This is a genomic window from Sulfurimonas sp. HSL3-1 (assembly GCF_039645995.1).
In the GTDB taxonomy this organism is placed as follows: Bacteria; Campylobacterota; Campylobacteria; order Campylobacterales; family Sulfurimonadaceae; genus Thiomicrolovo; species Thiomicrolovo diazotrophicus.
This window is the reverse complement of sequence record NZ_CP147920.1, coordinates 2,318,258-2,341,694: the sequence shown is the minus strand read 5'-3', so window position 1 is coordinate 2,341,694 and position 23,437 is coordinate 2,318,258. Positions and strand designations below refer to the sequence as shown.

The 23,437-nt window shown below is 54.5% G+C and carries 32 protein-coding genes and 1 tRNA gene; 30 read left to right on the top strand and 3 right to left on the bottom strand.

Translation table 11 applies throughout. The features are described 5' to 3' along the window. Nucleotides 1-42 precede the first annotated feature (42 nt). Nucleotides 43-1,917 (top strand): alkaline phosphatase PhoX, encoded by a 1,875-nt coding sequence (locus WCY31_RS11970; RefSeq protein WP_345972548.1) that lies wholly within the window; start codon nt 43-45, stop codon nt 1,915-1,917. An 86-nt stretch (nt 1,918-2,003) separates the two neighbouring features. After that, on the top strand, nt 2,004-3,776 hold the full coding sequence (locus WCY31_RS11965) for a hypothetical protein (RefSeq protein WP_345972546.1): 1,773 nt from the start codon (nt 2,004-2,006) through the stop codon (nt 3,774-3,776). Between the two features lie 18 nt (nt 3,777-3,794). Here the strand turns inward: WCY31_RS11965 and WCY31_RS11960 are convergent, their stop codons facing one another. Together WCY31_RS11960 and WCY31_RS11955 are read right to left on the bottom strand one after the other, a co-directional pair. Then, the gene (locus tag WCY31_RS11960) at nt 3,795-6,113 is read right to left on the bottom strand and encodes a putative bifunctional diguanylate cyclase/phosphodiesterase (RefSeq protein ID WP_345972544.1); all 2,319 of its coding nucleotides are present in this window, start codon (nt 6,111-6,113) and stop codon (nt 3,795-3,797) included. 55 nt (nt 6,114-6,168) lie between these two features. Next, nucleotides 6,169-7,239 (bottom strand): ATP-binding protein, encoded by a 1,071-nt coding sequence (locus WCY31_RS11955; RefSeq protein ID WP_345972543.1) that lies wholly within the window; start codon nt 7,237-7,239, stop codon nt 6,169-6,171. A gap of 179 nt (nt 7,240-7,418) precedes the next feature. Here WCY31_RS11955 and rpsJ point away from each other — a divergent pair, with 179 nt between their 5' ends. The 26 genes from rpsJ (at nt 7,419) to WCY31_RS11825 (ending at nt 20,345) form a co-directional block, all read left to right on the top strand. Next, nucleotides 7,419-7,730: a 30S ribosomal protein S10 gene (gene rpsJ / locus WCY31_RS11950; protein ID WP_345969999.1), complete on the top strand. Its 312-nt coding sequence runs from the start codon at nt 7,419-7,421 to the stop codon at nt 7,728-7,730. Nucleotides 7,731-7,741: 11 nt separating this feature from the next. Beyond that, nucleotides 7,742-8,317 (top strand): 50S ribosomal protein L3, encoded by a 576-nt coding sequence (gene rplC, locus WCY31_RS11945; RefSeq protein WP_345969998.1) that lies wholly within the window; start codon nt 7,742-7,744, stop codon nt 8,315-8,317. After that, nucleotides 8,314-8,925, top strand: coding sequence for a 50S ribosomal protein L4 (gene rplD / locus WCY31_RS11940; RefSeq protein WP_231019355.1), 612 nt, complete (start codon nt 8,314-8,316; stop codon nt 8,923-8,925). Before rplC ends, rplD begins: the two co-directional genes overlap by 4 nt. Before the next feature lies 1 nt (nt 8,926). Further along, entirely contained in the window at nt 8,927-9,208 is a 282-nt protein-coding gene (locus WCY31_RS11935; RefSeq protein WP_231019354.1) for a 50S ribosomal protein L23, read from the top strand. Nucleotides 9,209-9,210: 2 nt separating this feature from the next. Further along, complete coding sequence (gene rplB, locus WCY31_RS11930; RefSeq protein WP_345969996.1) at nt 9,211-10,041, top strand: 50S ribosomal protein L2; 831 nt, start codon at nt 9,211-9,213, stop codon at nt 10,039-10,041. A 3-nt stretch (nt 10,042-10,044) separates the two neighbouring features. Next, nucleotides 10,045-10,320: a 30S ribosomal protein S19 gene (gene rpsS, locus WCY31_RS11925; protein ID WP_231019352.1), complete on the top strand. Its 276-nt coding sequence runs from the start codon at nt 10,045-10,047 to the stop codon at nt 10,318-10,320. 3 nt (nt 10,321-10,323) lie between these two features. Next, complete coding sequence (gene rplV / locus WCY31_RS11920) at nt 10,324-10,641, top strand: 50S ribosomal protein L22 (protein ID WP_231019351.1); 318 nt, start codon at nt 10,324-10,326, stop codon at nt 10,639-10,641. A 2-nt stretch (nt 10,642-10,643) separates the two neighbouring features. Continuing rightward, nucleotides 10,644-11,345, top strand: coding sequence for a 30S ribosomal protein S3 (gene rpsC / locus WCY31_RS11915; RefSeq protein WP_231019350.1), 702 nt, complete (start codon nt 10,644-10,646; stop codon nt 11,343-11,345). Nucleotides 11,346-11,347: 2 nt separating this feature from the next. Further along, nucleotides 11,348-11,773 (top strand): 50S ribosomal protein L16, encoded by a 426-nt coding sequence (gene rplP, locus WCY31_RS11910; protein WP_345969994.1) that lies wholly within the window; start codon nt 11,348-11,350, stop codon nt 11,771-11,773. Continuing rightward, entirely contained in the window at nt 11,760-11,945 is a 186-nt protein-coding gene (gene rpmC / locus WCY31_RS11905) for a 50S ribosomal protein L29 (RefSeq protein WP_231019347.1), read from the top strand. The genes rplP and rpmC overlap by 14 nt, the downstream gene beginning before the upstream one ends. Before the next feature lie 10 nt (nt 11,946-11,955). Then, complete coding sequence (rpsQ, locus tag WCY31_RS11900) at nt 11,956-12,207, top strand: 30S ribosomal protein S17 (RefSeq protein ID WP_231019346.1); 252 nt, start codon at nt 11,956-11,958, stop codon at nt 12,205-12,207. Beyond that, nucleotides 12,204-12,572, top strand: coding sequence for a 50S ribosomal protein L14 (rplN, locus tag WCY31_RS11895; protein ID WP_231019345.1), 369 nt, complete (start codon nt 12,204-12,206; stop codon nt 12,570-12,572). The genes rpsQ and rplN overlap by 4 nt, the downstream gene beginning before the upstream one ends. Next, a complete protein-coding gene (gene rplX / locus WCY31_RS11890; RefSeq protein WP_231019344.1) occupies nt 12,572-12,802 on the top strand; it encodes a 50S ribosomal protein L24 in 231 nt (76 codons plus the stop codon). The genes rplN and rplX overlap by 1 nt, the downstream gene beginning before the upstream one ends. Before the next feature lie 3 nt (nt 12,803-12,805). After that, nucleotides 12,806-13,351 (top strand): 50S ribosomal protein L5, encoded by a 546-nt coding sequence (rplE, locus tag WCY31_RS11885; RefSeq protein WP_345969993.1) that lies wholly within the window; start codon nt 12,806-12,808, stop codon nt 13,349-13,351. Further along, on the top strand, nt 13,351-13,536 hold the full coding sequence (locus WCY31_RS11880; protein WP_231019342.1) for a type Z 30S ribosomal protein S14: 186 nt from the start codon (nt 13,351-13,353) through the stop codon (nt 13,534-13,536). The genes rplE and WCY31_RS11880 overlap by 1 nt, the downstream gene beginning before the upstream one ends. 36 nt (nt 13,537-13,572) lie before the next feature. Then, a complete protein-coding gene (rpsH, locus tag WCY31_RS11875) occupies nt 13,573-13,968 on the top strand; it encodes a 30S ribosomal protein S8 (protein ID WP_231019341.1) in 396 nt (131 codons plus the stop codon). Nucleotides 13,969-13,979: 11 nt separating this feature from the next. Then, entirely contained in the window at nt 13,980-14,516 is a 537-nt protein-coding gene (rplF, locus tag WCY31_RS11870; protein ID WP_345969991.1) for a 50S ribosomal protein L6, read from the top strand. An 11-nt stretch (nt 14,517-14,527) separates the two neighbouring features. Continuing rightward, nucleotides 14,528-14,884 (top strand): 50S ribosomal protein L18, encoded by a 357-nt coding sequence (gene rplR / locus WCY31_RS11865; protein ID WP_231019339.1) that lies wholly within the window; start codon nt 14,528-14,530, stop codon nt 14,882-14,884. 10 nt (nt 14,885-14,894) lie between these two features. After that, entirely contained in the window at nt 14,895-15,338 is a 444-nt protein-coding gene (gene rpsE, locus WCY31_RS11860; protein ID WP_231019338.1) for a 30S ribosomal protein S5, read from the top strand. A gap of 4 nt (nt 15,339-15,342) precedes the next feature. Then, the gene (gene rplO, locus WCY31_RS11855; protein ID WP_345969990.1) at nt 15,343-15,741 is read left to right on the top strand and encodes a 50S ribosomal protein L15; all 399 of its coding nucleotides are present in this window, start codon (nt 15,343-15,345) and stop codon (nt 15,739-15,741) included. Continuing rightward, nucleotides 15,741-17,003 (top strand): preprotein translocase subunit SecY, encoded by a 1,263-nt coding sequence (gene secY, locus WCY31_RS11850; RefSeq protein WP_231019336.1) that lies wholly within the window; start codon nt 15,741-15,743, stop codon nt 17,001-17,003. The genes rplO and secY overlap by 1 nt, the downstream gene beginning before the upstream one ends. A gap of 5 nt (nt 17,004-17,008) precedes the next feature. Continuing rightward, a complete protein-coding gene (map, locus tag WCY31_RS11845) occupies nt 17,009-17,776 on the top strand; it encodes a type I methionyl aminopeptidase (protein ID WP_231019335.1) in 768 nt (255 codons plus the stop codon). Next, the gene (gene infA, locus WCY31_RS11840) at nt 17,777-17,995 is read left to right on the top strand and encodes a translation initiation factor IF-1 (RefSeq protein WP_231019334.1); all 219 of its coding nucleotides are present in this window, start codon (nt 17,777-17,779) and stop codon (nt 17,993-17,995) included. 89 nt (nt 17,996-18,084) lie between these two features. Then, nucleotides 18,085-18,161 (top strand) — tRNA-Pro (locus tag WCY31_RS11835). 78 nt (nt 18,162-18,239) lie between these two features. Next, nucleotides 18,240-18,959 carry a 2OG-Fe(II) oxygenase gene (locus WCY31_RS11830; protein ID WP_345969989.1) on the top strand — a complete coding sequence of 240 codons (720 nt, stop codon included), beginning with the start codon at nt 18,240-18,242 and terminating at the stop codon, nt 18,957-18,959. A 117-nt stretch (nt 18,960-19,076) separates the two neighbouring features. Continuing rightward, nucleotides 19,077-20,345 carry a diguanylate cyclase gene (locus WCY31_RS11825; RefSeq protein ID WP_345972540.1) on the top strand — a complete coding sequence of 423 codons (1,269 nt, stop codon included), beginning with the start codon at nt 19,077-19,079 and terminating at the stop codon, nt 20,343-20,345. A gap of 5 nt (nt 20,346-20,350) precedes the next feature. Here WCY31_RS11825 and WCY31_RS11820 read toward each other — a convergent pair whose 3' ends face one another. Next, nucleotides 20,351-21,631, bottom strand: coding sequence for a MipA/OmpV family protein (locus tag WCY31_RS11820; RefSeq protein ID WP_345972538.1), 1,281 nt, complete (start codon nt 21,629-21,631; stop codon nt 20,351-20,353). Between the two features lie 193 nt (nt 21,632-21,824). Between WCY31_RS11820 and WCY31_RS11815 the strand changes: the two genes are divergently transcribed. Further along, nucleotides 21,825-22,670: a hypothetical protein gene (locus tag WCY31_RS11815; RefSeq protein WP_345972536.1), complete on the top strand. Its 846-nt coding sequence runs from the start codon at nt 21,825-21,827 to the stop codon at nt 22,668-22,670. 166 nt (nt 22,671-22,836) lie between these two features. Then, nucleotides 22,837-23,370: an REP-associated tyrosine transposase gene (locus WCY31_RS11810; RefSeq protein ID WP_345972534.1), complete on the top strand. Its 534-nt coding sequence runs from the start codon at nt 22,837-22,839 to the stop codon at nt 23,368-23,370. Nucleotides 23,371-23,437 lie beyond the last annotated feature (67 nt).

Below are 23,437 nucleotides of genomic sequence, written 5' to 3'. Positions count from 1 at the left end.
GCCTTCTACAATTCGCCATCTTTTTTAAACAAGGATTGGACGATGAAGTTTGATAAAACAATGATCATGTTATCCGCCTCGGCAGCAGCACTGCTGATGCTCAGCGGCTGTACCGAAGACGGCTCCAACGGCGTTGACGGCATTACTCCGAACGCGAACGAAGCGACACTGCTCTCTTTTTCGGAGCTGAGCGCTCCTGTGCTCGATGAGGAGAAGTCTTCACTCCGCGCAACAGACAGCGTGACCTACCTCGAAACGGGTAAGACGGCGACGATTGGCTTTACGAAGCTGATGGCGACGGCGGATGTGAACAACGGCGAGACTTTCGGCCTGCTCAAAGACCATACGGACGCGGCGATCGCTTTTACCGACGGCAGCCCGTATATCTGTAACGGTACGAACAGCGGCGACGGTTCGGGTCTGGACCACTCCTCTATTCTGCGCGCCAACGGCCGTATTTTCATGGTCAACCAGTTCGAATGCGGCATCGGCGGCATGTACGGGATGGAGCTGCAGCAGAACAACGGTACGCTCTCCGTCAAACCGGACTCCATGCAGTATATCAGCCAGAAAGCGGAGTTCGGCGGCTGGGTCCATTGTGCCGGTATGACAACGCCGTGGGAATCGCACCTCGGCTCCGAAGAGTATGAACCCGATGCGAAAAAAATCGAGGATACGCTCGATCCTTCCACGAAGCTGACAGGCAATTCCCGCTTCAACGAGGTGACGAAGTTCTACTGGAATGACGAGAACAACGCGAACGCCACGGCGGACAACAACCCGTACTTCTACGGCTGGATCCCGGAAGTCACGGTTGACGCGTCTGCTGCGACACCGGTCTTCGGTTATACAAAACACTTCAGCATGGGCCGCGCGGCATGGGAACTTGCCTACGTCATGCCGGACGAGCGTACGGCGTACCTCTCTGACGATGGCACGAACGTCGGCTTCTACATGTATATTGCCGATGCAGCGCAGGATCTGAGCGCGGGGACACTGTACGCGGCCAAATGGATCCAGACCTCCGACGAAGGTGCCGGCAAAGCCGACCTGATGTGGATCAAACTGGGGCACGCGACGGATGCGGAGATCCGGACGATCGTTGCCGGCGAGCCGGTCTTCAGCGACATTTTTGCTTACGAAGCGCCTGTTGCCGATGCCTGTAACCCGGGCTATACCTACGTCAACACGGCGATGGGCAAAGAGTGTCTGCAGGTCAAAACCGGTATGGACAAAGCAGCAGCATTCCTCGAAACACGCCGTTACGCTGCGATGAAGGGCGCGACGACCGAGTTCAGAAAAGAAGAGGGGATCACCTTTGACCCTGATCACGGTGTCCTGTTCGTAGCAATGAGCCAGGTCACTAAAGGGATGACGGATGGCGAGGGCGACGTCCAGCTCAGCGACAACAAGTGCGGCGCGGTTTACGGCCTGAACATCAACGGCGAAAGTCAGGCAGCCTATGATACGGTGCAGAGCAAGATCGACAGTAACTATGTCGTCAGCAACATGTACGGGGTTGTCGCAGGTGCGCCGGCAAGCTACCCGGAAGGTTCCGCCTATGAAAGCTACACTTGTGCGGCCAGCGGCATCGCCAACCCGGACAACGTGACCTATCTCGCGGGACAGAACATCCTGGCGATCGGCGAAGACACCGGCTACCACCCGAATGACTTTGTCTGGGCCTATGATGTCGTTAGCGAAAAGATGACCCGCATCATCTCCACGCCGTACGGTTCCGAGACAACGTCTCCGTACTGGGAGCGCAACGTCAAGGGTTACGACTACCTCACCGTCGTCACGCAGCACCCCTTCGGTGAAGTCTCTACCGGTGACGCGGAGTACGGCCTCGTCGGCCAGGCGACGGATGCGCAAAAAGAGTCCTTCGTCGGTGTCTTTGGACCGTTCAAGTTCTGATCGCCCCCGGCGATCAGAGAGGGCTTTCCGCCTTCTCTTCGTGCAGACCGTACCGCCTCCTCCGTACGGTCTGCAAGGAAAGAAATATGACATACCCCTCTTATCTTCTGGCATTTGTTTTACTGTTTTCAGGCTGCAGCAGCGATACCCCGGCGGGTGACGCCAATGCGACGCCAACACCTCTTCCCGAGGTGAATGCGAGTCTCTATGAAACGGAACAGCTTTTTACGGACGTGACGGCGATGACCGTCAAGAACAGTTACGGCGCCTATGTGACGTCGCAGTGTTACACGAAAACGGAGGATGGCGGCGGGAACACGCACAACCCCTGTTTCAGCTGCCATACCAATTCGGTGGAACCCAACTATATCGACGATGCGGCGTTGCAGGAGAGCTACAGCTTCAGCGAAGCGACCTACAAGAACCCGTGGACCAACCTCTTCAGCGACCGTACCGATGCCGTCGCCGCCGTGTCCGATGCGGCGATCCTCGATTATGTCCGCGGGGACAACTACTTTGACGCCAACGGGAGCATTATGCTCGGCGAGATCCTGAAACATGTTCCGGAAGCCTGGGATTACAACCATGACGGGAAGTGGGGCGGCTTTACCCCCGACTGCTACTTCGCGTTCGACGGGGAGGGGTTCGACCGTGACCCGAAGGGTGCCTATACCGGCTGGCGGGCCTTTGCCTACTCCCCTTTCCTCGGTACTTTCTGGCCGACGAACGGCTCCACGGACGATGTGCTGATCCGGCTGCCGGAAGTGATGCGGCAGAACGAGGAGGGCGTCTTTGACAAAGAGGTCTACAAGGTCAACCTCGCCGTTGTGGAGGCGCTGATCAAACGCAGCGACATTGCGATCGAGCCGGTGGACGAGAAGGTGTTCGGGGTGGACCTGAACCAAAACGGTACCCTCGACAGGGCGACAAAGGTCGTCTACCGCTGGGCCGCGCCCTCGTACGATTTTGAAACGAAGCGCTTTTACAACTACTCCATGTACTACGTCGGGCGGGCCGAAGACGCGCAGATCGACAACGCGCTGCACATGGCGCCTGGCCTCTACCCCGAACAGACGGAGTTCCTGCACACGGTGCGTTATATCGACGTGGATGCCAACGGCAGCGTCGGGATGGCCCCGCGGATGAAAGAGCTGCGTTACGGACGCAAGAGCGCCTGGAACACCTACCCGCAGCTCTCCAACGCGGCCCAGGCGGAGATCAAGGACAAAGATGACTTCCCCAACCGGCTGCGTACGATCACCGGCAATGAAGAGACGGGCCTCAATACGGGACTGGGATGGGTTTATCAGGGCTTCATCGAGGATAAGCAGGGCTACTTGCGGCCCCAGACCTACGAGGAGACGCTCTTTTGCATCGGCTGCCATTCGGGGATCGGTGCCGTTGTTGACAGCACCTTTGTATTCCCGCGTAAATTCGGCGCGGGGGCGAAGCAGATGGGGTGGTACCACTGGAGCCAGTCGGACAGCGGTTTTGCCCATATCAAGGAGCCGATGCTGGCCGACGGCCGCTATGAGTACACGCTCTACCTCGAAGCCAACCATGCCGGGGACGAATTCCGCGGCAACGATGAGGTCATGGCGCGCTTTTTCGATGCGAACGGTAGCCTGAAACCATCTGAGATCGAAGCGCTGCACAGCGATGTCTCCCGGCTGATCATCCCCTCGCCCGCGCGGGCTTTGATGCTGGACAAGGCCTACAAGGTGATCGTTGATGACCAGAGCTACATTTATGGACGCGATGTGCACGTTGCTCCGGCCCTCAATGTGCACCGGGAAGTGGCCATAGGTGCCCCGACCGGCGTCAAGGCCGTCACGATGGAGCGTTATCCGCTGCACTGAAGGATCGAAGCCCCTCGGCTAACCGCACTTCCTGTGCAGATGCTTCTCGAAGGCCTCGGCCGTTTCCGCCTGGCTGCAGAGGTAGCCCTGGTAGGCGATGGCGTCGTCGTTCTCACGCAGCATCTCGCGCTGTGCATCCTCCTCGACCCCTTCGGCGATCACCTGGTAGTCAAACTGGCGGGCGATATCGATAATGGCGCGCACCAGGGTGGCATCCTTGGGGTCATGCAGAATATCGCGGATAAAGCTCTGATCGATCTTGAGGGCGGAAAAGGCGAACTGCTTGAGGTAGGAGAGGGAGGAGTAGCCGGTGCCGAAGTCGTCGATGATGAACTTGATGCCCTGGGCATTGAGCGTGTCGATCAGTCTTTTCGTTTTGTCGAAATTCTCGATCAGCGCCGTCTCCGTGATCTCGAGTCGCAGTGTTTCGGGGGCGATGGCGTGGCGCCGGATGTTCTCGGCGACGAGGTCGGCGAAGTCGCCCTCAATCAGCTGCCGCGGACTGATATTGATGGAGACGTAATCAAGGCAGAATAGTCCCGCTTTCTGCCAGGCGCCGATCTGCCGGCACGCCTCGTTGATGATCCATTCGCCGATCGCTTTGATCAGCCCCGACTCTTCGGCGACCGGAATGAAGTGCGCGGGCGGGATTTCGTTGCCGATCTCGTCATGCCATCGCAGCAGGGCTTCGGCGGCAACGACGTTGTCGGTCGTGATGTGGGCGATAGGCTGGTAAACGAGGGTAAAGCCTCCCGTTTCGATCGCGTGCCGGAGCCGCCGCTGCGTTCGGAGGTAATCGCGGGCTTTCTGGTCCATTTCCGGATCGTAGAACCGGGTACGGTCGCGCCCCTCCGCTTTGGCCTGGTACATCGCCGTATCGGCGCGCCTGAGCACCTCGTCGATATCTTCGGGGGCGCTCTCCAGGGTGGTGACGCCGATGCTGCATGAGGTGTAGAGCTGATGCCCTTCGATATGGAAAGGGCGGCGCAGGGCCTCATGGATTTTTTCGGCGACTTGAAACGCATGGCGGACGGTGCCGTCCTCGTCGGTGGCGATCAGCGGCAGCAGGATGACGAACTCGTCTCCCCCGAGGCGGCTGAGGGTGTCGCTTTCACGCAGCAGCGCGTCAAGTCGTTTGGCCGATTCGATGAGCAGACGGTCGCCGACGAGGTGCCCGGCCGTGTCATTGATATGTTTGAAGCGGTCAAGGTCGAGAAAGAGCAGTGCCGAGAAGCGGGCAAGGCGCCGGTCCTCTTTGAGCAGCTGCCGGATACGTTCTTTGAGCAGTTCCCGGTTGGGCAGTTGTGTGAGCGGATCGTGCAAGGAGAGGAACTTCGCCTGCTTCATCGCCATGTGCTCCTGGGTCTTGTCGGTGAACATTGCCATGCCGCCGACCATCTCACCCCGGTCGTCGACGATGGGGGTGAATTCCACTTTGATCCAGAGGTCCAGGCCGCGGAGTTTGGTGTGGTAGGGACCTTCATACAGTGCGCGGCGGGTGTAGTCGCCGTCACGGTAGGCCCCCTGGAGCGGGCGCTGGTCAGGGAGATCCCGGAGACTGAGACCGATCAGCTCCTCGCGCTGTGCCTGGAGGAAGTTGCACAGGGCGCGGTTGGCGTCGATGATGAAGAGGTCCGTATCGTAGTAGAAGATGCCGATCGGCGTCTGATCGAACATCATCTGCAGCCGCTTTTCGCTTTTGCCGAGCCGGTCTTTGGTGTTCTGGTAGAGCTCCAGGGTACGGTAGCTTTCGACGAGGCTGCGGTGGAACTCCTGGGCCGTATGCAGCACGACGGCGATAAAGGCGAGGAGGAGGACAAACGAGGCGACAAAAATCGGGGAACCTTCGTCGAGCAGACGGTAGGCCAGCGGGACCAGCAGACCGAACAGGTAGATGAAAGAGAGGCGCAGGTCCGCCGCCAGGGTGCTGAGCGCCCCGGCGCTCATCCCGATGATGATGATAATGATGAACATCTGGTAGGTGGGAGTGACTTCGGTGAAGAAAAGCAGCGGCACACTCCCCCAGATGAGCGCGGAGAAGAGGACGCCTATAAAGAGCCGCCGGTACCATGTGTCGTATGGGGGGGTCTCCTGTCGGAAAAAACGGCGGGTGTCCAGGTGGCGCAGGAGTGTGACCCCCGTCAGGAGGGCGTACCAGACCGCCAGCTGCGTATGGTCGGCCACGGGCCAGAGGATGTAGACAAAAAGCGAGGCATTGAACCAGATGACGACGGTGGCCCCGGAGAGGTTGTCATAGAGCAGGCGCAGCAAGCGCCGCCGGAAGTCATCGGCTTTGTCGAAATGTTTGGAGAGGTGCAGGAGTGAAATGCCCTTCATCCTTGCCTTTCGTTTTTGAGTCTATTATACAACAGATCGTGATGGAACGATGGGACTACTCCTCTTCGCCCAGCGCCCACTGCGCGAACGGGATCATCTCCGCCTCGACGAAGGGGTGGTGCAGGGAGGATTCGCTGCTCATCGTGACGACTTCGACCCTCTGCACGCCGTGGGTGACGATGAACGCTTCGGCCTGTTCGATCTTTTTGAAGAGGATCTCCTTGGTCCCGAAGGGCATGCAGAGAATGACGCGGTTGCTTTCGGGAAGGTAGAAGTCGATCTGCTCCTCGTAAAATACCTCGCCGTGGTGTTTGGCGAGTTCGGTCAGCACCATATTCTCGAAAAGGCGCCCGAAGTGCTTCTGGAACACCAGGGCGTTTTTGAGCGCGATGTCGCAGAGGTAGAGCTTTTTGGTCGCCCGGGGGTGGCCGAACTTCGCCACGGCGTGCAGATACCCCTCGGAGAGCATGCTGGCATAGTGGCGGTAGAGCATGTCCTTGGAGATTTTGCGCTCGCTCTTGAGCCGCTCGTAGAGCATGAAGGCGGAAACCTTCTGGGTGTGCAGGCGCGCGGCCAGCAGCATCAGGTCGAAACCGATGTCGCCGAGGGCCTCTTTAAAGGCGCGCTGCAGCAGGGGGTGGCGCTCTTCGGAGGGGGTTTTGTGCATGACCGGCAGCCCTCCCAGCTGCAAAAAGTCATTGAGGGCGCTTTCATCGTATTTGCGCTCGAACGCCAGGAACTCCTCGAAATCGAGGGGGAAGAGACGGTAGTGGGGAAACCCCTCGGCTTCGGGGACCTCCCGGGCGATCAGAATCAGCTGCGTGACCGAGGGAAGCAGCAGCGCCGGCCGGTAGTTGTCCAGCACGAGGGTGGCGATCTCGTGGGTATTACAGAACGAGCGTATCTGGGCATTGAAGCGCTCCGTGTCGATGCGGATATCGCTGCAGTCGACGTAGAGGTAGGAGGCCTTCTTCTTTTGCAGCAGATAGTGCTTGATCAGCATGCTCTTGCCGCTGAGGGGGATGCCGCTGAGGTAGAAGGAGTGTTCCGGTGGGGAGAATTTGCGTTCGACGTATCCGCCGGCATGGAGGTCCTGGCGGTAGAATTTTTCCAGCAGTTCGGTCATCGTTGCTCCTCTGTTTTGTCAATATGATTTTATCACTTCCTTTTGAAAAGGAAATAAATTTGGATAAAATTCGTCCGAACCCCCCTAAAACCCTTGAATTTGGAAAGTGATCTCAGTATAATTCCGCTCCCTTTATAATAGTTGGACCTGATCCAACGAGTTCTTTATGAGGAAAAATAATGGAAAAGATTCGTTTGAAACTTAGAGCGTACGATCACCGTGTACTGGATCGTTCGGTTGGTTCTATCGTAGAAGCAGTTAAGCGCACGGGCGCGGAAATCCGCGGCCCGATTCCGCTTCCGACTAAAATCCGTAAATATACGGTTCTTAAGTCCGTTCACGTCAACAAAGACAGCCGTGAGCAGTTCGAGATCCGTATGCACGCCCGTCTGATCGACATCGTGTCCGCTACGCCGGACACGGTCGACTCTCTGATGAAACTTGATCTGGCGCCGGAAGTGGATGTTGAAGTCCGCTCGATGGACAAGTAAGGAGTAGCACAATGGAATTTATTGTTGAAAAAATCGGTATGAGCCGTACTATCAGCGTTCCGAGCACTCCGGTAACGCTTCTGAAAGTCAAAGAGGCAAAGGTCTGCGAAGTCGAGAACGGCCGCGCGATCGTTGCATACAATGACGGCAAAAAGATGAACAAGTCCATCGAAGGTCAGCAGAAGAAATATGATCTGCCCAAAGAGTTTAACCGTTTCGTGACGCTGACTGTCAGCAACACGGAAGCCGGTGACCTCGAGACTGCTTCCCTGGGTGAAGCGAAAGTGGTCAAAGCCTCTTTCAACACGAAAGGTCGCGGTTACAGCGGTGTTATGAAGCGCTGGAACTTTGCAGGGGGTCCTGCAGCACACGGTTCACGTTTCCACCGCCGTCCGGGTTCAATCGGTAACTGTGAGTGGCCGGGCCGCGTTATGCCGGGCCGCAAAATGGCAGGTCAGTACGGTAACACGCAAGTCACCGTCAAAAACGAAGTGATTTCTTACGACGCAGAAAACGGCATCCTCGTCGTCGCGGGTTCCATCCCGGGCGCAAACGGTGCAATGGGTCGTGTAAAGGTTGTTAAATGAGCGCTATCGTATTGAATGAAAATTTTGAAAAAGCATCCGAGCTCGCACTGCCGGAAAGCTTTTCAGGTATCAATCCGCACAACCTCTACCTGTATGTGAAAGCATACCAGGCAGGTCTGCGTGCCGATACAGCTTCTGCGAAGACTCGTTCCGAGATGCGCGGCGGCGGTAAGAAGCCGTGGGCACAGAAGGGCCGCGGTGGTGCACGTGCCGGTTCACGCCGTTCACCTGTATGGGTCGGTGGTGCCGTCGTTCACGGTCCGAACACAGGCCGTAACTACGACCAGAAAGTCAACAAGAAGCAGAAGAAGCTTGCGCTGAACTTTGCCCTTGACGCTCTGGCGGCAGAAGGCAAACTCTTCATCGTTGATTCGATCGAGATCGCATCAGGCAAAACGAAAGATGCCAAGGCGATGTTTGACAAGCTGGGCGTTCGTGACGCACTGCTCGTCAAGTCCATCGTTGATGAGAACACGTTCCTGGCCTTCCGTAACATCCAGTCAACTTACCTGGTTGAAGAGAATGAACTGAATGCATTCCTGGCATCAGCATACCGCGCAGTCGTTATCGAAAAAGCGGTATGGGAAAATCTGACAAAAGAGAGCTAAGATGGCTGATATTACAGATATTAAATCAATCGTTTACACTGAGAAAACGCTTGGTCTGCAGGAAGAGGGTGTTGTCGTTGTTCAGACATCCCCGCGCATGACCAAAACCGGTCTCAAAGAGGTGTTCCGCGAGTACTTCGGTGTCATCCCGACACGTATCAACTCACTGAACCAAAGCGGTAAGACAAAACGCTTCCGCGGTGTCATGGGCAAGCAGAACGACTATAAAAAGTTTTATGTCAAGCTGCCTGAGGGCGCGGCAATCGAATCGATGGCGGTGTAATCATGGCAATTAAAACATACAGACCAATTACCCCGAGTCGCCGTTTCTATACAAACATCGACTCCGGTGACATCACAGCAAAGGCCTCTGTCCGCTCTCTGCTGGTCAAGCTGCCGGCACACGCTGGTCGTAACAACAACGGACGCATCACGTCCCGCCACAAGCAAGGCGGCGCGAAGAAGCTCTACCGTATCATCGATTTCAAACGCAACAAGTTCGGTATCCCGGGCAAAGTTGCCGCGATCGAGTACGACCCGTACCGTAACTGCCGCATCGCACTGATCACTTATGCAGACGGCGAGAAGCGTTACATCCTCCAGCCGAAAGGGCTGAGCGTCGGTGACACGGTTGCAGCTGCAGTCGAAGGCCTCGACATCAAGCCGGGCAACGCGATGAAGCTCAAGAGCATTCCGGTCGGTACTACCGTCCACAATGTTGAGCTCAAGCCGGGTAAAGGCGGCCAGATGGTCCGCTCTGCCGGTGCTTCCGCTCAGATCATGGGTCGTGACGGCAAGTACGTCTCCCTGCGTCTGCCTTCCGGTGAAATGCGCTACGTCCTCGGCGAGTGTATGGCGACTGTCGGTACTGTCGGTAACGAAGAGTACAGCAACATCGTCTTCGCGAAAGCCGGTCGTACACGCCACATGGGTATCCGTCCGCAGACGCGCGGTTCCGCGATGAACCCGATTGACCACCCGCACGGTGGTGGTGAAGGTAAGACAAACTCCGGTCGTCACCCGGTTACTCCGTGGGGTAAACCGACCAAGGGTGCGAAAACGCGTCGTAAAAAAGCGAGCGATAAGCTTATTATCACTCGTCGTAAGAAAGGTTAATCGATGGCACGTTCAGTAAAAAAAGGTCCGTTCGTAGACGACCATTTGATGAAAAAAGTGCTCGCAGCCAAAGAAGCGAAGAGCAATAAGCCTATCAAGACATGGTCACGCCGCAGCGTGATCCTGCCGGATATGATCGGTCTGACACTCAACGTCCACAACGGACGCCAGTTTGTACCGGTCTACGTGACAGAGAACCACATCGGCTACAAGCTCGGTGAGTTCGCTCCGACACGTACATTCAAGGGCCACAAGGGCTCTGTACAGAGAAAAGGGTAACGCATGGCAAGAGCACTGTTGAAATTTATCCGCGTCTCTCCGACGAAGTCTCGCCTCATCGCACGTGAAATCCAGGGCATGAACGCTGAAGAAGCGATCGCTGCACTGGAGTTCACGCCGAACAAAGCGGCGAAGATCATCTCTAAAGTCGTCGCATCGGCTGTCGCGAACAGCGGCAACGATGCCAGCGACTGTGTGATCACTTCTTGCCGTGTTGACAACGGTCCGGTTCTCAAGCGCTTCCGTCCGCGTGCTCGCGGTATGGCAAGCGGGATCCGCAAACCGACGGCACACATCTTAGTAGAAGTAGAGGGTAAATAATTATGGGTCAGAAAGTCAATCCGATCGGATTCCGTCTGGGCATCAACCGTAACTGGGAGTCCCGCTGGTATCCGAATTTCAAAAACGCACCGGCCAACCTGGGCGAAGACCACAAAATCCGTACTTTCCTGAAAAAGGAACTCTACTATGCGGGTGTGAACAACATCATCATCGAGCGTACGGTCAAGCGTCTGCGCGTCACTATCGTCGCAGCACGCCCGGGTATCATCATCGGTAAAAAAGGTGCTGATATCGAGAAGCTCAAAACAAAGCTTCAGAACCTGATCGGCAAAGACATTGCCGTCAACATTAAAGAAGAGAAAAAGTCGATGATCGCGGCGCAGCTCGTTGCTGAGAACGTTGCGACACAGCTGGAGCGCCGTGTTGCGTTCCGCCGTGCGATGAAGAAAGTAATGCAGAACGCACAGCGTGCCGGTGCCAAGGGTATCCGTATCGCCGTCGCTGGCCGCCTCGGTGGTGCTGAAATGGCACGTACCGAGTGGTACCGCGAAGGTCGCGTGCCGCTGCATACGCTCCGTGCCAAGATCGATTACGGTTTTGCCGAAGCGCATACAACCTACGGCATCATCGGTATCAAGGTCTGGATCTTCAAAGGTGAAGTCCTCTCCAAAGGTATCCAGCCGGAACCTAAAGAAGAAGATAAGCGTGAGCGCCGCGGTCGTGCTCCGAGAAAGGCGGATTAATCATGTTGATGCCAAAAAGAATGAAATACCGCAAGTACATGAAGGGTCGCAACCGCGGTAAAGCGCGTAGCGGCTACAAGCTTGCGTTCGGTGATATCGCGTTCAAAGCGGTCGAAGCGGGTCGTATCAACTCCCGTCAGATCGAAGCGGCGCGTATCGCGGCAACCCGTCACATCAAGCGCCAGGGTAAGATCTGGATCCGTGTTTTCCCGGACAAGCCGCTTACGGCGAAACCGCTTGAAGTACGTATGGGTAAAGGTAAAGGTGCAATCGACCAGTGGGTAATGAACATTAAACCGGGTCGTATCATCTTCGAAATGGGTGGCGTTGAAGAGTCCCTGGCACGCGAAGCGCTGACGCTTGCGATGCACAAGCTGCCATTCAAAACGAAAATTGTAACGGCGGAGATGGACAATGAAGTATACTGATTTGGCAGAGAAGACTTCAGCGGAACTGAGCGCAATGCTCAAAGAGAAGAAGACTGAGCTCTTCACGCTGAGACTGAAGCAAAAAACGATGCAACTGCAGAACACGAGCGAACTGCGCAACGTGCGCAAAGATATCGCCCGTATCAACACTGCGCTCAGCGCAGCGAAGTAAGGAGACCCGAATGTCTAAACGTGAAATTCAGGGTGTAGTCGTCAAGAAAGCCGGTGACAAAACGGCGACGGTCGTTGTCGAGCGCCGCGTTATGCACCCGCGCTACCACAAAACGGTCAAGCGTTTCAAAAAATATCTCATCCACGATGAGAACAACACGCTGAACGTCGGTGACGAAGTGATCGCGGTCGAGTGCCGCCCGATGTCCAAGACAAAGTCTTTCGAACTTAAAAGCGTTGTCGCCACAGGAGTAGAGTCATGATCCAGAGCTTTACTCGTCTGAACGTTGCAGATAACACTGGTGCGAAAGAGATCATGTGTATCAAGGTTCTGGGCGGTTCCAAGCGCCGTTACGCTTCTGTAGGTGACGTTATCGTTGCTTCAGTCAAGAAAGCGCTCCCGACCGGAAAAGTCAAAAAAGGTCAGGTCGTCAAGGCTGTCGTTGTCCGTACGAAAAAAGAAGTACAGCGCGAAAACGGTTCTCTGATCCGTTTCGATGACAACGCCGCCGTCATCCTCGACGCGAAAAAAGAGCCGATCGGTACCCGTATCTTCGGTCCTGTTAGCCGTGAAGTACGCTATGCAGGTTTCATGAAGATCGTTTCCCTGGCTCCGGAGGTTGTGTAATGGCAAAGTTTAACTTCAAAAAAGGCGATATGGTCGAGATCATTGCCGGTGACGACAAAGGCACCAAGGCAGAAGTTCTGATGGTCATGCCGAAAGAGAACAAGGTCCTCGTCAAAGGCTGCAAGCTCGCGAAAAAAGCGGTCAAGCCGACCGAAGAGAACCCGAAGGGCGGATTCATGAGCAAAGAGATGCCGATCGATGCATCCAATGTCCGCAAAGTGGAGGCGTAAGTTATGGCACGTTTGAAAGATAAATATGTCGCAATGAAACCGGAACTGCAGAGCAAGCTTGAGATCAAGAACCCGATGCAGATCCCGGCGGTCGAAAAGATTATCATCTCTGTCGGTACCGGCTTCGCGATGAAAGACAACAAACTGATCCAGAACATCCAGGACACGATCAGCCTGATCGCCGGTCAGCATGCGACTGTCGTAGACGCACGCAAATCCGTCGCAGGCTTCAAAGTCCGCGAAGGGATGCCGGTCGGTGTCAAAGTCACCCTGCGCGGTGAGAACATGTACACCTTCCTGGACAAACTGATCGCTGTCGCTCTGCCGCGCGTGAAAGACTTCCGTGGTATTCCGCGCAACGGTTTCGACGGCCGCGGTAACTACAACTTCGGTCTGAACGAGCAGCTGATCTTCCCGGAAGTCAACTATGATTCCATCATGCAGATCCACGGGATGAACATCACTATTGTCACAACAACGCAGAGTGACAAAGAGGCATTTACCCTGCTCGAATCCATGGGTATGCCGTTCGCGAAAGGAAGAGAGTAATGGCTAAGAAGTCCATGATCGCAAAACAGCAGCGCAAACCGAAATTCGCGGTTCGCGCTTACACACGTTGCCAGATCTGCGGTCGTCCGCACTCTGTACTCCGTGACTTCGGTATTTGTCGTGTTTGCTTTAGAAAAATGGCAAATGAGGGATTGATCCCAGGCGTCAGAAAGTCAAGCTGGTAAGCTTGAAACTCCTGACTGTTAGCAAGGAAAAATAAAATGGTAAATGATCTTATTGCAGACTCTTTGACCCGTATCCGGAATGCAGCAATGCGTCGCCTCGACGTGACAACGCTGATGCACTCCAAGTCCGTCGAAGCAGTCGTTGGTATTCTCGCAGAGAAGGGTTACATTGATAGCTTCAACGTTGTCGAAGACGGCAACAAGAAGAGCATCAACGTTGTGTTGAAGTATGATGAAGCGGGTAAAACCGTCATCAACGAGATGAAGCGCGTTTCCAAACCGGGACGCCGCGTGTACAAGGGCCGTGACGACATCAAGCGTTTCAAAAACGGCTACGGTACGATCATCGTCAGTACTTCCAAAGGTGTCATCCCGAACGATAAAGCTTACGAGCTTGGCGTCGGCGGTGAAGTACTTTGTACAGTTTGGTAAGGAGATAACGCATGTCACGTATTGGTAAAGCTCCGGTCGCATTCCCGGCCGATGTGAACGTAACGGCTGACGGTGAAGTTATCACTTTCAAAAAAGGCAACAACACGCGCACCCTCGACACGAAAGGCAACGTTGACTTCACGATCGAAGACAACACCCTGACGTTTGCATCCAAATCCGATGCACGCGAGCACCGCGCATTCTGGGGAACCTACCGTGCCCTCGCAGCGAACATCGTCAAGGGCCTCACTGAAGGTTTCGAACGCAAGCTCGAAATCAACGGTGTCGGTTACCGTGCCGCGGTCCAGGGCAAAGTCCTGAACCTGCAGCTCGGCTTCTCCCACGACATCAACTACGACATCCCTGCGGGTGTTGATGTTTCTGTCGACAAGAACGTTATCACACTCAAGGGTGTTGACAACCAGCAACTCGGCCAGATGGCTGCCGAGATCCGCGCTTTCCGTCCGCCGGAGCCTTACAAAGGCAAAGGTGTCAAATATGTTGAAGAGCATATTGTCCGCAAAGCCGGTAAAACAGCCAAGAAATAAGGGGTGAGCAGATGAATGCAAAAGTATTGAAAGCAAAAGTTTCAAAACGTGTTCAGCGCAAGCGCCGCATCCGTGCAAACATCAACGGTACGGCAGCGAAGCCGCGCGTCAGCATCTTCCGCTCTAACCGCTACCTCAGCGTCCAGGCAATCGACGACGCGAGCGCGGTGACACTGGCAGCTTCCAACACGAAGCCGCTGGGTGCGAAAGCGAACAAAGAGGGTGCGGCAGCACTGGCAGCGGATTTCGCAGGCAAGCTCAAAGCAGCCGGCGTCAGCGAGATCTTCTTTGACCGTAACGGTTACGTCTACCACGGCGTCGTTGCGGCATTTGCCGATGCTCTTCGCGCGAATGAAATTAAGTTTTAAGGACTGATCGATGAAAACTGTCAACAGAGAAGAATTCGAAGAATCGATCGTACACATCGGTCGGGTCACAAAAGTTGTCAAAGGTGGTCGTCGTTTCCGTTTCACCGCGCTGGTCGTCGTCGGTAACAAGAACGGCATCGTCGGCTTCGGTTACGGCAAAGCCAAAGAGGTTCCTGACGCAATCCGCAAAGCGGTAGACGAAGCGTTCAAAAACTTGACGGATGTTAAGATTAAAGGGACTACAATTGCGCACGATATCGAGCACAAGTTCAACGCAAGCCGCATCCTGATGAAACCGGCATCCGAAGGTACCGGTGTTATCGCCGGTGGTGCGATGCGTCCGGTTCTCGAACTCGCGGGTATCCAGGACATCCTGACGAAATCCATCGGTTCGAACAATCCGAATTCGGTTGTCCGCGCGACGATCGAAGCGCTTGCGCGTATGAAAGGATAAGCATATGGCACTCGAAAACTTGACACCTGCAGCGGGCTCCACAAGCAATACAAAGCGTCTGGGCCGCGGTCAGGGTAGCGGTAACGGTAAAACCGCAGGTAAAGGTAACAAAGGTCAGAAGGCACGTTCAGGTTACAATGCAAAGCGTAACTTCGAGGGTGGTCAGCAGCCGCTGGCACGCCGTCTGCCGAAGATCGGGTTCACGTCACGTGTTGTTAAACCGTACGTTATCAACGTCGACCGCATGAAAGCGGTTGCGGCACTCGACGAGATCACAGTCGAAGCGATCCGCGGTGTTCACAAGATGAGCAAGGCCGTGACTAAGGTCAAACTGGTCGGCGCATCTGCGAAAGACCTTGCTTCCAAGATCAAAGACGAAAACGTTACAACAACCGGCAAGTAATGAACCAGCAGCTCATCAACAAGATCCTCATTACGATCGGGTTTCTGTTCCTCTACCGGCTACTGGCCTACGTGCCGGTACCGGGCGTAGACACTGCCGTCATCGCCTCTTTCTTCGATTCACACTCCTCCGATGCTCTCGGCCTGTTTAACATGTTCAGCGGAAACGCCGTCGAACGTCTCTCCATCATTTCACTCGGTATCATGCCTTACATTACCGCGTCGATCATTATGGAACTGCTTGCAGCGACCTTCCCGAACCTTGGACAGATGAAAAAAGAGCGCGACGGCATGGTCAAATATATGCAGATCATCCGCTACTCCACGATTGCCATCACCCTTGTGCAGGCGGTCGGGGTCAGCATCGGTCTGCAGAGCATGACGGGCAAAGACGGCAGCAGCGCAATCCTGATGGACCACGGCACTTTTGTCATGGTCGCGGCGATCTCCATGCTCGCCGGTACAATGCTGTTGATGTGGATCGGTGAGCAGATTACGCAAAGCGGCGTCGGCAACGGTATCTCTTTGATCATCTTCGCCGGGATCGTCTCTGCGATCCCGTCTGCGATCGGTCAGACGGTCACGATGCTTAATACGGGTGCGATCAGCTTCATCACGGTCATTGCGATCCTGCTGCTGATCCTCGTCACCGTCGGTATCATCATCTACGTGGAACTCGGCGAACGCCGCATCCCCGTGACGTATGCCAAGAAAACGATGATGGCGAACCAGAACAAGCGCGTGATGAACTACATCCCGATCAAGGTCAACCTGTCGGGCGTCATCCCGGTCATCTTCGCTTCGGCGATCCTGATGTTCCCGATGACGGTGCTCTCCAGCAGTACGAACCCGTATGTTCAGGCAGTAGCGGACCTGCTCAATCCGAGCGGCTACTTCTTTAACTTCCTGACCTTCCTGTTCGTTGTCTTCTTCGCGTATTTCTATGCGTCGATCGTCTTCAATGCGAAGGATATCTCCGATAATCTCAAGCGCCAGGGCGGTTTCATTCCGGGCGTGCGTCCGGGCGAAGCGACGAAGGAGTTCCTGAACGAAACGGCATCCCGCCTGACGTTCACCGGGGCGATCTACCTCGGCCTGGTCGCGACCCTGCCGTGGATCATCGTCAAGGGGATGGGTGTACCGTTCTACTTCGGCGGTACGGCCGTACTTATCGTCGTTCAGGTTGCTCTTGATACGATGCGCAAGATCGAAGCGCAGATCTACATGAGCAAGTACGAAACCCTCAGCGCGGTTGGTCTGTAACTCCCATGGCCATCGCGCTGCGCAAACCTGAAGAAATCGAAAAACTCCGTGCCGCCAACGCTATCGTCGGCGGTACCCTTGACCTTCTCCGTAAAGAGACCCGTCCGGGGCTGAGCCTTAAAGAGCTCGACGCCATGGCTGAGGATTACATCCGCAGCCACGGCGCGCGTCCCTCTTTCAAAGGGCTCTACGGATTTCCCAATGCTGTCTGTACCTCTCTCAATGAAGTTATCATCCACGGCATTCCCAATGATTACCGTCTGCAAGAAGGCGATATCATCGGCTATGACATCGGGACGGAACTCGAAGGCTATTACGGTGATTCGGCCATTACCGTCCCGGTTGGAACGGTGACCGAGCAGGACAATGCGTTGATCGCTTGTGCCAAAGATTCGCTCTACTATGCCATCGATATCATTGAAGAGGGGATGCGGTTCAAAGAGCTCTCCATGGCGATTGAGCAGTTCATTCTCGAACGCGGCTTTGTGCCGCTGCGCGGGTTCTGCGGCCACGGCATCGGCAAGCGTCCCCATGAGGAACCGGAGATCCCGAACTACCTGGAGGGTTCCAACCCCAAGGCGGGTCCGAAGATCAAGAACGGCATGGTGTTCTGCATCGAGCCGATGATCTGCCAAAAAGAGGCCAAGGCGGTGATCCTGGAAAACGGCTGGGACGTCGTCAGCAGCGACGGACTGCGCGGATCGCATTACGAACATACGGTTGCTGTCATCGGCGGCAAAGCGGAAATCTTATCATTACCCCAAGGAGCATAAATGGCAAAAGATGATGTCATTGAGGTTGACGGTACAGTAGTTGAAGCGCTGCCGAACGCGACTTTTCGTGTAGAGCTTGAGAACGGCCACGTGATCCTGTGCCACATTGCCGGCAAGATGCGGATGCACTACATCAAGATCCTTCCGGGCGACCGCGTCAAGATCGAACTGACGCCGTACAGCCTGGACAAGGGCCGCATTACGTACCGCTATAAATAATACGTGCTTCCCCCATGGAATTCGTACTGTTTTTCAGTACGGTTCCAGCATGAATTTTTAAACTTTTTGGATATAATTTCCCTCCTCGTCGGGATGTAGCGCAGTCTGGTAGCGCACCAAGCTGGGGGCTTGGGGGTCGCAGGTTCGAGCCCTGTCATCCCGACCATTTTCCACCACACTTTTTTTCAAAATTTAGGTTACTATTTCAGATTCCACTTTCGCCTTTACGGGCACGGAGAACTGCTTGCGGCAAATCAGCAATTTTGTCTACTGCGATGACTTCATCGCCGACCTCCGATATGAGACCCGCCTGATGGCCAACCCCTATTACGACTACCCCTATCTTATCATCGAGAACTTTCTCTCCGCCGAAGCCTGTGCCGAGATCGCAGCGTATACTTCCGAAAAGAGCGAAGGCGAGCGGGCACTGGTCAAGCACAGCCAACTCGGCGTGATCGTGCCGGAATTGGAAGAGGATATCCGGAAGACGGCGATCCATCAACTGCCCGAAGCCTTGCTTGAAGGGTACAACCTCAGTTTCGCCTATCACCAGAAACAGATTGAAGATTATTTTAAAGTGGCCCTGACGACTGCTACGGAGGTGCAGGCCCTGGAGTACACGAATGGAGGCTTCTATATCAAGCATGCCGATGATTCGAACGAACTGGTGAACAGCGAGGGGGAGACGGTCGGGTTTACACAGGTCGCCCCGGCGCGTAAGATCACAACAGTGCTCTTCGCGACGACACATCGGGATGAAGAGGGGGAGGGGATGCACTTCTCCGGAGGAGAGCTGCGCTTTAATTACCTCAGTGGCGCCGACGGGGTGCCGGTGTGTATACGCCCCAAAGCCGGGGATATGGTCATCTTCCCGAGCAACCCGGTCTACAGTCATGAAGTCCTGCCCGTCACCGGCGGATACCGGCTGACCCTCGTGCAGTGGCACGATGCCATCATCAGCTGAAGGAATTGAGCTAGGAGCAGGAGACAGAAAGCGCGAAATAAAATGGTGTATAATGACTCTATGATGTAATAATTTCTCACAGTTCAATGAAATAAAACATTGGTTGAAGGAGAGGTGATGATTAAATCGAATATCACCCTTTTCGAAGGGCTGCTGCACCGCGCTTTTGACCGTTTTTATGAAGATCTGATCAAGAATACTTATGTTGAGGAGTTCTTAAAAGGGGTGGATCTTGACCATCTCAAGCAGGCCCAGCTTGCCAGTTTTCTCGCTGCAGTCTATGATGAGGATGCGGCTTTTTTTGCGCGCTTCAAGCAGCTGGGGCTCTTTCATTTCAAGATGGGGCTTCCCTACGTCGAGTACAGGGGGGCTTTCGATACGCTCTATACCTTTTTGATCGATGAGCTGGAGGGGGTGAGCGATATCAAGGGATTGCCGGATGCGATTGAACTTTACGTTCGTAAGGCGATCAATGCCAGTGCCGCCGGGTACCTGGAGCCGAGCCTCGACAACGACCAGAAGACGCTCGAACGGCAGATCAAGCAACAGATCGGCATCCCGGCCGTCATAGAGCACCTGGAGTGGATCCTTGAGGTGATCAAGGATATCCGGGTGATGAACCCCGATGCGCGGATAGAGTTCGACGAACACCTCTGCATGTGCGGCAGCTGGCTGCACAGCGAGGAGCTTGTCAAGTTCATCCCGGACCCCATGGTGCGCAAGGATATGCTCGACACGCACCACGAAATCCACCTGATCACCAAGAACATCTACCGCTCCATTCGCCGAGAGGACTACCACAAGATCTTCATTGACTACATCATGCTGGTCCGCCAGTCGATGTATCTCTACAACGAACTCAATATCAACGTGACCCAGCAGACGCTGATCGACGACGTCTCCAAGGACGCACTGACGGGTCTGCTGAACCGCCGGGACCTGATGGAGATCCTCAGCAGCGAAATCCGTCTGCACAGCCTGATCGGCACGCTTTTTTGCGTCGTGATGTTTGACCTTGACCACTTCAAATCAGTCAACGATACCTGCGGTCACCAGGACGGCGACACCGTCATCATCGGGATGGCGGAAACACTCTCAAAACATCTGCGCAAAACGGATCATATCTTCCGTTACGGCGGCGAGGAGTTTCTGGCAATCCTGCCGGGGACGACGGCGGAAGAGGCGTTCGGCATCTGCGAGAAAATCCGTACCTGTTTTGAAAACCGGACGTGGGAAGGGTGCATCATCAGTACCCCTGTTACTGTCAGTATCGGCATCGCCGAATACAGTGAACGGCTGCGCGACAACCCCCGCCATCTTGTTTTCGAGGCGGACATGAACCTCTACCGCGCCAAACAGCTCGGCCGCAACCGGACGGTGATGTAGCGCCGCTATTCGCCGAAATGCAGCTGCAGGTAAAAGGTGTTGTAGTTGCTGCCCCCTTTGATCTGGCCGTATTGATGAGCGGCTTCGAAGACGCCGGAGCGGTGGTGCAGGGCGTAGCCGAACCAGAGGGCTTTCCATCCGCTTCCGAAGAGACGGCACAGCTCGACATCGAAAGAGAAGTCGAGGTACTGCAGCAGATGCGAGGTGTGGTCGTACCCGTCCTTGGCATTGATGGAGCGTTCGATATAGGTTGTACGGGTGATGTAGGAGAGTCCCGTCCCGAACCCGAACCGGAGCCACCAGGGCGGCGGCCGGTAGTAGAACTTGAAAGCGCCGACGTACTCCTGGGCGGGGGGCTGAAGGTCGTTGGCGAAATGGTGGACGAAACCCGGTGTGAAGTAGGTGCGGATCGGCACACCGAAGAGGGTCTGTGCTAAGGGGAAGCCATAAAAGAGGGAGAGCAGGTAGAGCCCGTGTTTATCCCGGACCCCTTCGCCCAGAAGGTTTTCACTGAAAGAGGAAGGCGTCGCTTCGCCGAAGGCGATCCGAAGGTAGCCTTTGGGGTCGAATCCGTGCACTGTTTGTCCCCTGTTTTGAAAGATCCCCGCCCCGAGGTAGAGTTCGCTCTGCCATGCGGAATCGGTCGTGGGGGCTTTGGCCGCTTCGTCGCCCAGGTAGCGCAGCTTCGCGTTGGCGATCAGGGCGATGTCATCGGTCAGGTACAGGCGCGTGTTTACGCCCGCTTCGGCCTCGGCGTCTGTGCCGACACGGACGCGGTTCTGCCCGTCGTAGTAGCTGTTGTACTCCGCACTTTTGATCCCTGCTGCGGCGTAGGGGCGCCACGACCATGCCCCCCGTTCCAGTTCGGTGCCGACACGCAGTTTTGCATGGACCCGCCGCGCCGGGTCGCTGAGCAGCAGCAGGTCGGTGTGCCACTTTCCTATACGGTAACGCGCCATTACGCCGAGGTCGGCGGTATCGTCGCTGAAGTAGTCTGAGTCATGTCGCGGCATATCGACAAAGTGCATGGCACCGTAGGCGGCGACGCTCCAGCGGTCGTTGCCGCAGAGGGGGATGCCCGCTTCGGTGCCGTCTAAAAAAAAGTAAGGCGTCTCAAGGTAGAGCAGCAGCACATAGCTGTTCAGCAGGGGGTCGTTTTGTGTCGTCGCATAGGGAATGGTGGCGCTGCGCAGTACCGAGGCCATGCCCCACGATGCGTTTGCATGCTCCTCGGCCCCCCGGGCACAGAACAGCAGCACCAGCAACAGTATCGCCACCCGTTTCATGGGCAGGGATTGTATAGAGGATGGGTTGCGGATGGGTTACGGGCGACCTTGAGGCGGGATGCTCCCTTGTTCCCACCGTTTCGATAGGAATGCAAATAAGATAGCCGTCCGGCTGATTCCACCTGCATCAATTTCAGCGCTTGTTTATTTGAAAAGCAATAATATAACTAAATATGTTTAAAAAGGTTTAAAAATGCGTTACTATATTTTCATGATGCTCTTGCTGGCAGTCGTGCTTTTCCAGGGATGCACCGAGAGGGAGCAACGAACTGAAACGAATACAACGCAAACCATCGACCCCGCCCTGCAGACACTGGAGCTGCAGATTGAAACTGTTGAGCTTCCGGAGAACAACGATACGACAGTGACACTCAAGACGGACGACGGGCAAGATATCACTTCCAATAAAAATATCGTCTGGCATATCAGCGATACAAACGTGACCGAGATCAACGGCACGAAGCTGTTTGCCAAAGCGGAAGGGACGGCGACTATTAGGGCAGAAGTCGATGGGGAATATTCGCAGGAGCAGAACGTGACGGTCTACAAGATTATCCACGGCCACCGCCTACCGCCGGAACCGGATAAAGAAAAGAATAATGCCACATTACTTGGGATTGATGATAACAATAATGGTATAAGAGATGATGTTGAACGGCTTATTATTGTCGAAGAAGCTAAAAATCTTCATTTCCCAAAGACACAAACAGCTTTATCTCTCCAGTATGCATGGGCTTGGCAGAAAATCATAGAAGCTCCTATTTTAAAAAACAGAATTTATTTAGAAAAATATACTAGCTGTCAAAGATACTTTGAAAAAAAGTACACAAAAGAGATGACTTTTACCGAGTATATGGCATGGGCCAAAGAAAATGCAAGCACAATACTCGGAATTAAACTTGAAGATCAAATTTTTAATACTAGAGCAAGAATAGAACAAAGATTTGAGTTTAATAAAATATGCAGTGGCAATCTTTTTGATTTACCACCAGCAGACCTGACTGCTTGTCAAATAAACATAGATGAACTAAGTGAATAGTTATTATGAAAAAGCTTCATCTAGGTTTTTATACTCTAATTATTTGTGGATACATGTCTTTATTTGCTGGAATAATTGACGAACGAAAAACTGACATATATTTTCCCTCGTTCCCACCGTCTCGGTGGGAATGCATATGAGATCGAATAGAGTAAAAGAAGCATAAATGGGCAGAAGCCGCTACAAGGTTTATGAACCGACAGCTCCGCACTTCGTGACCTGCACGATACTGCATTGGATACCGATATTCACCCGCCCCGAAACAATCAACATCGTCTTTGAAAGCTTGAACTATCTAAAAGAGACTTCCAACCTGAAAATACATGCCTACGTGATACTGGAAAACCATCTGCACCTTGTCGCCCGCAGTGAAGATATCGCCAAGGACATGGCGCGTTTCAAGTCGTACACGGCAAGAAAGATCATTGATCATCTTCAGGAAAAAAAAGTGACGACGATCCTCGATCAGTTGGCGTTTTACAAAAAGGCCCATAAGGTTGGAAAGGAATTCCAGTTGTGGCAGGAAGGCATCGCCCCGAAGCAATTACTTGGCGATGCAATGATGAGAGAGCGCATAGAGTATATCCATAACAATCCTGTTAAAAGGGGCTATGTTGATACTGCTTCACACTGGCGGTACTCCAGCGCGAGGGATTATGAAGGCATACCCGGACTGTTGAGCGTCGATCCGACCTGGTGATTTCATAACATATGCATTCCCACCGAGACGGTGGGAACGAGAGAAAGAAGAAAGAACGAAAAAACCT